Source organism: Bacillus cereus group sp. N8, assembly GCF_016483685.1.
Lineage (GTDB): Bacteria > Bacillota > Bacilli > Bacillales > Bacillaceae_G > Bacillus_A > Bacillus_A proteolyticus.
Genome location: NZ_JAEHBK010000010.1, coordinates 44361 through 58206, shown reverse-complemented (window position 1 = coordinate 58206; position 13846 = coordinate 44361). Strand labels below are relative to the sequence as shown.

The window sequence follows — 13846 nt, the reverse complement described above, 5'->3', positions numbered from 1 at the left end:
AAAGGATGACAAATATGATTGTAAAAACAAAAAAAGATTCAACACGAAAAATAGCAAGATATGTTGGAGGCGCTGCTATTCTTTTATTGCTAGCATCCTTCCTTTATCAGTGGAACAATGGTTTAGTAGTTGATGATACTGAAACATTTGGTTTCATGCTAGCCTTCACCGGTTTCCTATCTACCTTCTTACCTACTAAAAAGAAAGCTACTAACTAATAAATAATTACATATTTTTTATTAACATAAAACAATTATATTAGAATAAAAAAGGGTTGATCAAAAGATCAATCCTTTACTCTACCTCATTTAAGAAGAACAATGTTAACGCACCTGGTCCTGTATGCGCTCCGATTGCTGCACCAATTGTATTTACGATAAATACTTCACAGCCAAATCTTTCAGTAATTAATGCTTTTAATGCTTCGGCAGTTTCTAAATCATCACCGTGAGTCATACCGATTGTTTGATCTTTAAGGTCTTTTCCGCGCTCTTCCATAATATCAACAATACGACTTAATACTTTCTTATTCCCTCGTACCTTTTCAAGTGGTACAAGTTTTCCTTCATCCACATTTAAGATCGGCTTAATGTTTAATAAACCGCCGATAAAACCTGCTACTTTACTTAAACGTCCACCTCTAACAAGGTACTGCAAGTCAGCTACAGTGAAGATATGTTCCATATGGTTCATTAGAAAAGCGACACGGTTTAAAATCTCTTCTTTCGATGCGCCATCTTTCGCCATTTTAGCAGCTTCTAATACGACAAGCCCTTGGCCAAGCGAAGCACATTTTGTATCGATAATTTCTAAATCTAAATCAGTGTATGTTTCTTTCACTTCTTCTTTAATGAGAACTGACGATTGATATGTACCAGACAATTCAGATGAAAAGGCTAAATATATACAAGGGTTACCTTCTTTCGCATAGGAAACAAATTTTTCTTGGAATGTTTCAAGTGAAGGCAGTGACGTTTTATACACTGCACCTTCTCTCATTTTTTGCAGTAATGTAACCGATTTTAATGTAACCCCATCTAAATACTCTGTTTCTGCTTCATCATATACACGGAGTGGAATTAAATCAATATCATATGCTTGCAGCAATTCTACCGGTAAATCCGCCGCACTATCCGTAATGATTTTAACACCCATTTTTAAACCTCTATTCTGTTATAAATATAAAAAATATAAAATAAAAATAGTACTTTTAAATTATATACGTAAAACTTAAATGAAGAAAGGAAAAGACTTTATATTGTATGCACTATTCTTCAAAAGTTGAACTATAAAGTAAAATGATTTCAATTTATCCTCTTTTCACCAGTTATTGAGCTATATATAATTAGAATATTAATACTCTTCCAAAGGAGGTTACTCATGAGTATACAACTAGCTACTTCTAAAGATTTAGAATGGATTAATAAGCAATACGAATCAATAGGATTTTTACCAAGTGATTTAAAGCGGGATAAAGTTGCAATCATTACATATAACAATGAGTATGCAGGTGTAGGTCGTTTAGTCCAAATCGATGGAGAGACTATGGAAATGGGTGGTATTTTCATAGCACCTAAATTTCGAGGGTTACAATTAGCAGGAGAACTCGTTTCATTTTTAGTGCAAACAGCAAAGGAATCACATATGCAATATGTATTCTGTCTCCCTTTCGAAGAATTAAAAAGCTTTTATAAAAAATACGGTTTTACTGAAGTCGATACTACGCAAGAGGTTGTCCATCCAATTATTCTAAAAAAATATAATTGGTGTTTAAAAAATTATGATAAACATGTATTACTATTTAAGTTGTGAGTTTTCTATAATAGGAGTGGATACACTTTGTATTACACCACATGTTTTAATAAAGATTTATGCCTTTCATCAATTTAAGTACCTAGTTTTTTAAATCGCTCCATCAGTTGTATTTCACATCTTTCCCAAACGCTTATTAGCTAGCTCGTTTACAAACTTGCTAGCACTATTTTTAAGTTTCCCTATTACATATTCCTGAGGAAATTTTTAACTAATTAATGGAGATGATCATTTATTTAATCCGCACCCACACTTCCTGTTCTTGTAATAATTCCACAGTTAATTCCAATACAATATTTTGCATTAATTGATACGCGTTATTATGTGGTGTACTTCGTTCCGATATAAATTCAATACATTGAGAAATATAACCTTCTACAAGTAAGCTCCCTTTTTCAATTATAGATGGATTATTTCCTTTCTTTATTATTTTTGGCAATAAGAATTCTTTTTTTGTTAAAATAATTTCCTGTGACACCTCTTTTATTTCTATAACTTTTTCTTTAAATACCACTTTTTCTCGTAAATTAATTTCACCTTTATACTTCCCTATTTCTATTGGTAATTTCGCAGGTATATAATTATTTACTCCTCCTTCATCTTCCTTCTCTAAAATTATACCGTGTATAGGGATCCACGAAGATGTTCCTATCCAATTCTCTTCAGTATTACCTTTGATTTTTTGATTAGGAAATTCTAAAAGCACTCTCTTTTCATGAAGGTTTGAAGAAACTAAATTACAATAAACTTCTTCATGATAATGTTGTTCTGTAGTTAATAGCTTAGTATCCAGCTCCCGTCCTCTTGCATCTTTTTCATTACGAAAGACAAATGTTTCTTGGTTCCTCACATTCATATTAGGGAATTTTATAAAACTAGTCACATCCGAAATAATATAAAATGGAGTTTTCACTACTATTGAACGCACAGAGGTCTCTATTTTTGATCCTGAATCTATACTTACTTTCTTTGATTCATTTTTTGCTGATTTAATTTCCACCTCTTCTTCCTCTAATCCATTCACTTTGTCTTCTTTTGCTGATCTAGTTTTTTCACTTTCTTTCTCTAATTCAATTGCTTTATCTTCTTTTTTTGACTCTGTTTCTTTACTTTCTTTCTCTGATTTAATTACTTTATCTTCTTTTTTTGATTCAGTTTCTTCACTTTCTTTCTCTAATTCAATTGCTATACCTTCTTTCTCTGATTCAGTTTCTATACTTTCCTTTTTTTCTCTTATCTCGCGCGAATCATCTTGAACATTCAGCATTTTCCATTTGTATACTTTGTTCCATATTTCCTTATCAACCCATGGCTTGTTCATCACCATCCCCCTATCTGATGAAATCCATATAAATCTGGTATTTGTACGCGACCATTTCATCATTATATATGTTTTATAATAATAAAAAAGACATTGTCTTTTTAATAAAGACAATGCTTTTTTAGTTTTATACTTGTACTTGTTGTACTTGTAAAACTTTTAAAGTAAGATCTAATACAATTTTTTCACGAAGAGTTTCAAATGGCTCATTTAATTCTGTTGGACAAGGGGAAAAGTCTAATTCGAAAAATTGAGCGCTGACTAATTCGCAATACGGTTGTTCATTGTAAAAAACTGTATTTTCGAAGAAGTATTTGTCTAAACGTGGTAGATCACCATTTTTAGGATTAATAAAGTGAGAAGTAGTATCTGAGGAAGCAGCTACTATAGCTTGTGATAGAAAATCACCAGCTGTTAAATCAGCAAAACCAGAAAATGGAACATTAGCAATGCGGTCATATAGAACTCCATTACACTCATCATTTGCATATTCAATGTTTTTACGAATATATCCTTGTACAAATAATTTTGCTCTTGTAACTCGGCGATAATTTGTACCTGGTACTGGAGTAAATGCTACAGGAACTAACTTACATTGTGTTAAAAATGCATTTTTTAAGATACGTTTAATTTCAACTGCTGGAGGATCTAATGAAATATCAGATTCTACAACAATTTGAATTGTTCTTTCTGCTAACACAACTGGTATTTTTACAATCGGTGCTCCTGGAGTAAGAATTGGTGTTGCAGCTGCATCACTTAATGGTGTTTGAGTTTGTCCATCTACCTGACATGGTACATTAATTGGGCATTGTTCGCTCATATTTTATAATCTCCTTTATACAATATTTTGGAGTTTTTTAACTCTCTATACTGTATATGTATCTATTCTATTAATGCGTGGGTTCCTGTAATAGTTACTTTCATCATTTACAAAAAAATAGCAATTTTTGGATAGTTAAAACACACAAAACTAAATATATTGAGCCTTTATGATTATCTACCTATACAAAAAGAGAATTTCTGAACCCTCATAGTGGAAGTAGGAACTGATGTGTTAATTATATTCAAAAGTAATGGAATAGGATTTTTTTCATTTAATACTATCTATACAACAAAAAATCAATATTGGTCGTACTCTATTAGTAAAAAATAAAAACCGACTTAAAAAATTCGGTTTTTATTCCCAAATTTTGCGAACTCCCTCAATCTTACCATTGATATTGTTTCTTTTTTTCAAATTTATCAATTCTTCTAATAGAACCAATCCGATTGTCATTCTTTCCCTTAACTTCATTAATTAACATCTGTTTCAATGCCTTTAACTTTGGTAAAATCACCTTCGGATAGTTTATATTTGCGATTATAGAAAATAAGTCTAATAAACATTAATTTAATAAGGTTGGCTAGCTTTATTACGTTGTATAATTTGTACACACACCATTCATTTACCTATTATTCACAAAATAAGTATCATACGCCTTATCAAAAACATACCCTAACTTTTCTGCTAGTTTGGCAGAAGTACTATTCGCTGCGTCCCAGTTTGGATACCTCCCCTTTTCTAAACAATCCAATATTAAGGCTGCACTAACTACAGTTGCCAGTCCCTTTCTTCTATGATTTGGGTCAGTAGCAACTTCGATTTCAATACCATCATCATAAATACTATATGATGACGCACCGCATACGACTTCTCCCTTATACAGAATGCTATAACCTATACCTCGATTTACATAATCATCTATTGAACGGAATTGGCTTATAAAATCTTCAGAAACCTTGTGTAATGATGGGTTATTCGCGATATGCTCATCTACCTTTCTTAATTCATATCCTTTTGGAAGTGCCGATATAACAGATTGTAATTTTGTATGATTAAACACTTCTGGATTTCTTTTAAATTTATATCGTAAAAACTTATCTATTTTTCTTTCATGGAATATTTCTAAACGCTTTTTCCATTGATCACTATTTACGATTACTAAAATTCTTTCAGGGATGTTACATAATAACTCTTCTGTCTCTTTTGCATTTGGATCCCCAGCGTAAAATGTAAAAATCCCTACCGTAATTTGCGCTACTGTCGGATTTTCAAGATCGTTCACCCAAGCGGTGCCCATATGTCCTTGTAAATAAGAAAGTAGAACAACATTATTAAAATCCTCGAACATAGAAACTAATTTTTTTCTTGTATGTATTTTTGCCTCATATATCATTTACATTCCCGCTTTCTTTAAAATCAACTAGATTCAACATTTTCATGAGTTAACTTTTATTAGTATTCTTATACACACTTATTTATTCTCTAAGCAAATGTCTATGAAACTCAAATATCAAATAATTATAAATTATACGTAAATGCAAATTTATTATAACATCTAATTACATTGAAATGATTTTCCAATCAAGAATTGCTATTTTCAGATTCATTTTAGTCCTCATATCTCATTTTCTATTTACAGGTAAAAACATTACTATTCACAAATAATAGATAGCATTAGGACCTTACCACATAGCTATCCACTCAATTAATACATTGTTCCCCAAAACGAAAAATTTATAATTCCTCAATATAAAAATACATACATCCCAATATTTTAATAAATTCTATTTGTTGATAAATTTTTGCATGCATACCAAATCAAGATAAATAACTGTAAGATTAATTTATAAATAAGCTTTTTAAGGGGGATTATAAAATGTCTGATTTCTATTCTCGTCTTTCAAAAAGTGATGCCGCTGTTCTTCTAGTAGATCATCAAACTGGTCTGATTTCTAGCCTAGTGCGTGACTATGGTGTTGATGAGTTCAAGAATAATGTTTTAGCTCTTGCTAATACCGCTAAGTTTTTTGATTTACCGGTTATTTTAACAACTAGCTTCGAAGATGGCCCTAATGGCCCACTCATGCAAGAATTAATTGAACTTTTTCCAAATGCGCCTAAAATAGCGCGTCCAGGACAAATTAACGCATGGGACAATGATGAGTTTGTAAAAGCTATTGAAGCAACAGGTAAAAAACAGCTAATTATCGCCGGCGTAGTTACTGATGTTTGTGTTGCATTCCCAGCTCTATCAGCTGTAAATGCAGGGTATGAGGTATTTGTTGTAACGGATGCATCTGGAACTTTTAATAAACAAGTTGCTGATGCCACTCTTATGCGTATGGCTCATGGGGGAGTCCAATTAATGAACTGGTTTAGCGTTGCAGCTGAATTACAGCGCGACTGGCGAAATGATATTGAGGGCTTTGGAGCTTTACTTGCTAAGCATCTTCCAAGTTATCAAAATATCATCGGAAGTTATAGGGCCGCTCAAAAAGAATTTAGTAAATAAATTACTCAATTTTAAATAACTATTTAAACTCAATAATGACTACCACTAGCAATTCTCATAATTAAGAAAAGGGCTACTTCAATGGCCCTTTTCTTAATTACTTTACAAAAATTGTATGAGCTCTTTCATTACATTTAGTAATACTTAAATAATGTTTCTTAGTTTAACTGTTATGGATACCTTCATAATTTGTTGTAAAAGAACGTATCATGATAGGAATTTACACATAGCAATTAATCGTACAACTAACCGCTCTATATACTTCTAACATTCATATTAACTATGTGATTTTTGCGTTATTTCAATCCACCTAGTATATGTAAAAACCCTCATTATCTTGTAAGAGGGTTAATCAATATAAATACGTTATATCTCCTTCTTAGAAGTAAAGGATTCTGTAGCACCATTTTTATATATTTTAGTCACCTGAATAATTGATGTGTACGTATTATCGTCATTCGTTACCATCTTTTTCATCTCTTCTATTTCAGCATTTCCAGTTCCACTCTCGATTTTCAAACAGTTCGAAATGTTGAGATATCCACTCGATGCGAAAAGAATAATAAAAGTAAGATCAGGGAAATTAATGAACAGTATTCCAAACTTTAAAGGATTCGCAGCCGTATCAGATAAAACTAATCGAAAGTTTAATAGTTCTGGCACTTGAACAAAATCTTTAGAAACAATCGCTTCACCGACTATAGTAATTTGCTTTACGACATTCCCAAGTTCATCTGTAAACTCCATACAACTAGGCGCATCAATTGTTTTTGCTTGTAGTGATAAATTCAATTCTGGATTGTGAAAGTCAAAAAAGAGTGTACTTCCTTCCGTTAAACATTGCGGGCAAACATTTCCAAGTAGACTAAAATCCTCTTCAATAAATTTAACTTTCGTTTTACAACTACAAATTTTCCCTATTCGAATTGCATCAATCCTAGAGCAATCTACAAAAATAACCTCATTACCCTCTTGTACGAAGGATACGATACCATTCTTCTTATTAAATGAAAGAAAATAAGATACAACAATTTCGTTTCCAGCTATTACAATACTCTCCACTTTAGTAAACGGTTCTAGACTTTGCAGAAATTCACATATGCTTTTTTGACCACATTGACAATTTCGTCTCGACCCACAACCCACTTTCACTCCATCCCTTCCCTATATGTTTTTATCTAATACATATAATATGAGCGGAATGTGAGAAAAGCTTGGACAATATAACTTTAACGTAGGAATATGGTTGCCTACTCATAAAATTACGCCAATAATAAGTAATAACACATAATTTTTACTATAAATACATATAACAATTTCATCTTTCAATGAAAAAGCGTTATAATGAGGTGTAGCCTCTACGATTACGTTATAAAGGAGATTAAAACAATGGCTAAAATTAAAGTGTACCAAGCAAAAGAAGAAAATATGGAAGCAGTAAAAAACATCATTGATGTTGAGGAACAAAACCCAACTGCTGAAAACTTACAAAATCTATACGCATGTGTATTAGAAACTGAAGATATGGCATTGCCTGAATCATACATTGAAGAAGATATCTTAATTGATTCTATGGAAGTTATGGTTAACGCTTCTCAAAGCAAACTAAGAGACTTAGGTACATACGATGTAATCGAAGTTCAAAACAAAGGTAAGAAAACACAAATTTTATTATTAGCAGACGAAGAATACGAAATTATCGAAGGCTAATCTGAATCCGTACATACGAAAAAGCTCCTTTCAATTTGAAAGGAGCTTTTTCATTACGCTTTTGATACTTCACTCTTTTTATTCTTTTGTTTTTTCTGTAATACCATACGCTCATTTCCCATAAAGAAAATGAATATGAATGCTAAACCTGCTGGTACTAACGCCCACATAAATGTTTGAACGATTGAACTAGAAAGAGCGTCAATAATTTTATCTAATATTTGCGGCGGAATTTGAGATCTCGCCGCTTCTGATAAAATAGCTCTTGAATCTCCTAAAGCGTTTGTATTCATTCCTCCGCTCATCCCTTTAAACGCTTCTTCTAATTGATCTTGGAAACCTGTTCTTTGGATCATTCCGAAGATTGTAATACCAAGCGTCATTCCTAATGAACGAATGAAATTACTCGTTGAAGTCGCAGATCCGCGCTGTTCCATACCGAAGTTGTGAATAGCTGCCATACTTAGTACAGAGAATGAGAAACCGACTCCAAATCCGATAATAATCATATAAATCGTTAATAATACACGACTTGTTTCTGGTGTTAACGTGCTTAATAAGAATAATCCAAGTAGCATAATAACCGCAGAAATAATCATAATGTTTCGATAGCTAAGTTTTGTCGTTAAAAATCCGCCTAATTGCGCTGTTACGACTGACCCTAACATCATTGGTAAAAGTAATAATCCCGAGTTTGTTGCAGTGCCACCGTATACACCTTGAATGAATAACGGAATATATACAGTTGCTGACATAAATGCAGCCCCGTAACATAACGCAATAATGGTACTCATTCCGAATAGACGTTGTTTAAACATCTCAAATGAAATGATTGGTTCTTCTACTTTTCGTTCAATAACAATAAAAGCAATTACTAAAATAGCGAACCCAGCAAATAAACTTAAAATAAAGCTAGAATCCCAATCGTATTTTTGTCCGCCTAGTTCTAGGGCAAACATTAAACAAACTACTGCACCAACTAAAGTAATGGCGCCAAACCAATCAATCTTTTGCTTTCTATGAACTCGTGACTCTTTATAAAAGAATGTAATAAAAATAAGTGCTAAAATTCCAAGTGGTAAGTTAATATAAAACACCCAGTGCCAGCTAATATAATCCGTAATATATGCGCCAAGTAATGGCCCGAAAATACTTGACAAACCAAATACTGCTCCGAATAATCCACCCATTTTCCCGCGTTTTTCTGGAGGGAAGATATCAAAAACGATAGTAAATGCGATCGGCACTAGTGCCCCGCCGCCAATACCTTGAATAGCACGATAAATACCTAACTGTGTAATATTTTCAGCAGTTCCACAAAGTGCCGAACCAATCATAAAGACGATTAAACCGAAAATAAAGAATCTCTTTCTACCATACATATCTGATAGTTTACCGAAAATCGGCATGCCTGCCATTTCTGCGACCATATAGGCAGAAACGACCCATACAAAGTTTTCAAGGCCTCCTAAGTCACCAACGATTGTTCCCATCGCTGTTACGACAATGGTATTATCCATTGATGCCATTAAAATACCTAGCAATAAGCCCGCCACAACAAAGCCGAGCTTATTATTATTCTCAACCATAACTTTACTCTCCCTCATACTACTTATATTTGTTTATGTTCTTTTACGACTGTATTACCTTTCTGATTAAAACTAGTATGATATTCTACTACACTAATTTCACAGCCAGGGCCAATTATAACATGATTTCCTCTTACTACGTCTGCTATTGTATGTTCTAAATAAATATCATCACCCTCAATAATTGATGTTTGAAGACTTCCTGCATGACTTGTAAAAGGAATAAATCTCGATTTTTTACGCACTGTAATCTTTTTCCCACCGATTTCTCTCACTTTACTTCCTTCATAACGAATTGAGATTTCAATATTTTCAGCATTAAGTAATCCATCACTTTCAAGACCACCAGTTAGTGATAATTCTTCTACTTCAATATCTCCCTTCACATTTAAAGCACCTTTCACATCTACGAAATCACCTGAAAACCTTCCTTTTACTTCAATCATACCTCTTACTTTTGTTTTTTCAATATGAGCATCACCATGCATTTGTGTATTGCCATATACTTTTATACATTCCGCATCTACGTTTCCTTGTACTTCACTGTCCCCATACACGACATAGTTTTTAACTTTCATATTACCGCGTACATCACTCGTGCCGTACGTTTTAAATTCATTACAACTCATATCATTAGAAATTGTTCCTTCGCCGCGTATCTTTACTTTGTTATAATCTCCGCCTGCTGAACTACCAGAACCATTTACAGTAAGGCTATGTTGATGTCCCATACTCATTTCTCCCTTCCTTTAAACCTGCTTAATTTCTTTTACATTTGCACTTTTATCAACAGTAAGAACACCAGTATATTCAATAAGTTCAATCTCACAGTTCGGTCCTACTACAACATTGTTTCCCCTTACCGTTTTTATGTGAGCATAATCAATATCGATATTGTCACCTTCTAACAATTCAGCCTCTAACTGCAAGCCAAATACTGTTTTAAAAAGTTTACTAAAAGTACTCAATCTATGTCCTACTTTAATCGTTTGTCCGCCAATTTCTTTCACTCTACATGTACCGTGAATATTAATATTAATTTCATCTGCGCTTAATAAACCACCTACCGTGAACTGTCCCTCTGAAGAAAAAACATCAACCTCGCAATTACCATCAATCGTCGCTTGCCCATTGATTTTAAATTCTTCACCGGTGACATTTCCACCTATCGTACCTTTTCCTGCAATTTTTAAACTGTTCGCCTTTACATCTTGTGTAATTGTCGCTTTCCCATCGATTCGCATCATTTCTGCGCTAACTGTACCATCAACTTTGCCTGATCCGCTAATTCTCGCATTGCCACTTTTCAAATCACCAGTAACAGTTCCGTAACCATTACATTCAAATTGGTCGCATTCAACGTTTCCGTTAACAGTTCCTTTTCCATTTAGTTGCACTTTATGAAACTCTCCACCGTTTGATGAACCATATCCGTTTATAATTAAATTTTCTGTACGCATTATTTCTCCTCCACTACAACAGTTTACTTTTTAATGCTTCGGTATATTTCATAATTGCTACACGTAAAACAATCTTTGTTCCCTTTTCAAAAATTAAATCCTCAACGCCTGATACTAAGAAGCATGTAGAAATCCCTAACTTCCGAATAATAACTAAGTCACAATTCTTATGTTTAATCGCTTCGTAATTTTCACGTAATACTTGTAAGACCATTTTCCCCTCTTCTAAACTAACGTCTCCTGATTGAAGTAGTTCTTCTAACATATACACATAAAGAATATCTACAAATTGAAATTCTGTTGTTTTATTCGTTTGTTCTATGAAGAATTGTAAAACTGGCTCTGATGCAATACCCTTACGTAACAAATCATCTTTTGTTAAATGAATTTCTGTCACGCTCGGTGAAAACATATTTGCTAATTCATCTAGTGATAAATCCTCTTTCATCGTTTGAATTTTATCAATACGTTCTAATATCTTTTCTTTCGGAAAAAATGTTTCCTGACCTGTGAACGTTGACTTTCGTACAAACCAATCTTCCGGTATTAAACTTTTTCTCTTCCACCTATATAACTGTCCGTATGAAATACCAGTTAGTTCTAATAAATCTTTTTTTGAAATTAAATCTGTACTCAACTGTATAACACTCCTTCCTGATAACAATGTAACATAACACTGTTACGTTGTAAACGAACTTCTATCACAAGTGGCATAACAATGTGTGAAACAAACCTGTCTTACCTACAAAAAAGGTCCTCACACATCTCTTTAAAATGCGTGAGAACCTATATTTTTCAAGCTTTAAACCATATATCGTAATAATCAATCCAGCCTTGTGAATTAATCATTACATTTTGTATTTTTTCGTGTGAACTTACTCGCTGTTTATTACGATATAAAGGAATGATATGTATTTCACGTAACAGTGTGCCCTCAATATCGCGTAACAGTGTCACCCGTTTCTCTAATTGATTTTCTGTAAAATATGGCCGCAATACTTTGTTAAAGCTTATATTACTATGCTGATTTATAAAACTGTTTTTGGTAAGAAACATATATAGTAAACTATCTTCAATGCGCTCGCTAATTGTCGCACTATCATGCATTATATCGGCCTTTTGTATCGTACTCATTTGCAATAATTCTTCTTGTTCAAGAAACTCAATATCAATTTTAATTCCGTATTTTGCACATTCTTTTTGTATCCAATGTGCATCTTCAACGTGATCTTTCCCTGTAAATGTATATAATCGCAGTGTTTCATTACGGTAAGAGCTGCATTTAATAAGTGTATGTATATCCCTGTTAATTTGAATTGTACCGTTCTTTATGAGTACTAATTCATCCGCTACTTCCCCACGCTCTCCCTGTAATTCTTCAACAATTTTATTACCATGAATAATTTTATATAAAGCTCTCCGAAACATCGCATTTTGCATAGGTCCTTCTTTTACTGTATTTAACGTAATGTAAGTTACATTCGACTCAAGTCTAGATAGTTCTTTATGACGCTTTACTATATTTTTAAAACGTGCTTTCGCTAATATATCGTACGTATTAACTTTGTGCTCTACATTCCATAATTCAATTCGATCCAGAAATGGTCGCTCGCGAAAATATAAATCATTTCCTTCTAATATGAATACATCCTCATTCTTTTCACATAACAGAAACGGTCCAGTACCAATTAACTTCCCGTCTCCATCTTCATTTACAATAGAACACTGTTCTGTACTTAAAGAATGTAAAAACACCTTATTATCTGTAGATAAACGAATCTGTACAATATAGTCATCAAGAATATGTAAACTTTCAACGTGTTGTAACATCCAAGCATGCGGATTATTTTTCACTTTCATAAATCGTTTAAATGTCTGTTCAACATCATAAGCGGTTAGTTCTTTTCTATTATGAAATTTAACACCTTTTCGTAAGTAGAAGGTCCATATATATTTCTGGTCATCATATTCCCAATAAAACGCAAGTCTTGGCTCTACACTGTTTGTATTTCCGTCTACATACACTAATGTGTCGTATATATGTTTTACCATATGACATTCCGAACGCATCGTTGCGTATACAGGGTCTAATGCAATATCTAGGTTCATTTGGACTTGCAAACGCAGCACATCTCTTCTCCCTTTAGATGTCCTTTCGACTTGATAACCGAATATCGAATCAATCCACGTTTGAAATTGCGTTTGAAGTAATGGAAAATACGAGATATATCTCTCAATAAATGCACTTCCGCTTTTTACGTCCCCTTGCCTCGTTATTTCTTTTCCTCTTTCTAAAATTAAAGAAAGTGGATGTTTTTGAAATAACAACTTTGAGCGATTCCCTCTCCCTCTGCCTGGAAACCACATAATCCAATTTAATTCTTCTAATTTTTTGATGATGAGTTTACTATTTCGCTCTGTACAAAATAATGTTTCAGATATATTTTGTATTGTTATTTCAAATTTTTCTCCCTCTGCTCTCCCTTTTCCATACTGGAGCCAAAGGTGCATATATTGCTCCAAAACAGTCATAAAACGCCCCCTAAAAGATGAAAAATCTTCCTCTTTCATTCTACCCTTTTTCATTTCTAGCTTCCATCTTATCATTTCAATATA

The 13846-nt window shown here is 33.1% G+C and carries 14 protein-coding genes; 4 read left to right on the top strand and 10 right to left on the bottom strand.

What is annotated here, in order from left to right:
• Positions 1-14: 14 nt before the first annotated feature.
• Positions 15-218, top strand: a complete 204-nt coding sequence (locus JDS80_RS16175; protein ID WP_071746226.1) for a hypothetical protein — start codon at positions 15-17, stop codon at positions 216-218.
• A 76-nt stretch (positions 219-294) separates the two neighbouring features.
• Here JDS80_RS16175 and JDS80_RS16170 read toward each other — a convergent pair whose 3' ends face one another.
• Positions 295-1155 (bottom strand): DegV family protein, encoded by an 861-nt coding sequence (locus JDS80_RS16170; RefSeq protein ID WP_199639274.1) that lies wholly within the window; start codon positions 1153-1155, stop codon positions 295-297.
• Positions 1156-1380: 225 nt separating this feature from the next.
• Between JDS80_RS16170 and JDS80_RS16165 the strand changes: the two genes are divergently transcribed.
• Positions 1381-1812: a GNAT family N-acetyltransferase gene (locus tag JDS80_RS16165; protein ID WP_071746228.1), complete on the top strand. Its 432-nt coding sequence runs from the start codon at positions 1381-1383 to the stop codon at positions 1810-1812.
• Between the two features lie 232 nt (positions 1813-2044).
• On the opposite strand, the gene JDS80_RS16160 is transcribed toward JDS80_RS16165, so the two are convergent.
• From JDS80_RS16160 to JDS80_RS16150, 3 genes are all read right to left on the bottom strand, one after another.
• Positions 2045-3133, bottom strand: a complete 1089-nt coding sequence (locus JDS80_RS16160; RefSeq protein WP_199639272.1) for a BC_2427 family protein — start codon at positions 3131-3133, stop codon at positions 2045-2047.
• A gap of 127 nt (positions 3134-3260) precedes the next feature.
• A complete protein-coding gene (locus tag JDS80_RS16155) occupies positions 3261-3956 on the bottom strand; it encodes a CsxC family protein (RefSeq protein ID WP_001294986.1) in 696 nt (231 codons plus the stop codon).
• 625 nt (positions 3957-4581) lie between these two features.
• On the bottom strand, positions 4582-5352 hold the full coding sequence (locus JDS80_RS16150; RefSeq protein ID WP_071746231.1) for a GNAT family N-acetyltransferase: 771 nt from the start codon (positions 5350-5352) through the stop codon (positions 4582-4584).
• A 483-nt stretch (positions 5353-5835) separates the two neighbouring features.
• On the opposite strand from JDS80_RS16150, the gene ycaC reads away from it, so the two are divergent.
• Positions 5836-6471: an isochorismate family cysteine hydrolase YcaC gene (gene ycaC / locus JDS80_RS16145; RefSeq protein WP_199639270.1), complete on the top strand. Its 636-nt coding sequence runs from the start codon at positions 5836-5838 to the stop codon at positions 6469-6471.
• 366 nt (positions 6472-6837) lie between these two features.
• Here the strand turns inward: ycaC and JDS80_RS16140 are convergent, their stop codons facing one another.
• Positions 6838-7617, bottom strand: a complete 780-nt coding sequence (locus JDS80_RS16140) for a BC_2878 family exosporium-associated protein (RefSeq protein WP_199639329.1) — start codon at positions 7615-7617, stop codon at positions 6838-6840.
• Between the two features lie 243 nt (positions 7618-7860).
• On the opposite strand from JDS80_RS16140, the gene JDS80_RS16135 reads away from it, so the two are divergent.
• Complete coding sequence (locus tag JDS80_RS16135) at positions 7861-8181, top strand: hypothetical protein (protein WP_001062735.1); 321 nt, start codon at positions 7861-7863, stop codon at positions 8179-8181.
• Between the two features lie 53 nt (positions 8182-8234).
• Here the strand turns inward: JDS80_RS16135 and JDS80_RS16130 are convergent, their stop codons facing one another.
• From JDS80_RS16130 to JDS80_RS16110, 5 genes are all read right to left on the bottom strand, one after another.
• Positions 8235-9770 carry an MDR family MFS transporter gene (locus JDS80_RS16130; RefSeq protein WP_199639268.1) on the bottom strand — a complete coding sequence of 512 codons (1536 nt, stop codon included), beginning with the start codon at positions 9768-9770 and terminating at the stop codon, positions 8235-8237.
• A 23-nt stretch (positions 9771-9793) separates the two neighbouring features.
• The gene (locus tag JDS80_RS16125) at positions 9794-10501 is read right to left on the bottom strand and encodes a cytoplasmic protein (RefSeq protein ID WP_071746234.1); all 708 of its coding nucleotides are present in this window, start codon (positions 10499-10501) and stop codon (positions 9794-9796) included.
• A gap of 18 nt (positions 10502-10519) precedes the next feature.
• Positions 10520-11230 carry a bactofilin family protein gene (locus tag JDS80_RS16120; RefSeq protein ID WP_199639266.1) on the bottom strand — a complete coding sequence of 237 codons (711 nt, stop codon included), beginning with the start codon at positions 11228-11230 and terminating at the stop codon, positions 10520-10522.
• Positions 11231-11243: 13 nt separating this feature from the next.
• Positions 11244-11867 (bottom strand): YhbD family protein, encoded by a 624-nt coding sequence (locus JDS80_RS16115; protein WP_071746236.1) that lies wholly within the window; start codon positions 11865-11867, stop codon positions 11244-11246.
• A 158-nt stretch (positions 11868-12025) separates the two neighbouring features.
• The gene (locus JDS80_RS16110; protein WP_084667476.1) at positions 12026-13801 is read right to left on the bottom strand and encodes an ABC transporter substrate-binding protein; all 1776 of its coding nucleotides are present in this window, start codon (positions 13799-13801) and stop codon (positions 12026-12028) included.
• Positions 13802-13846 lie beyond the last annotated feature (45 nt).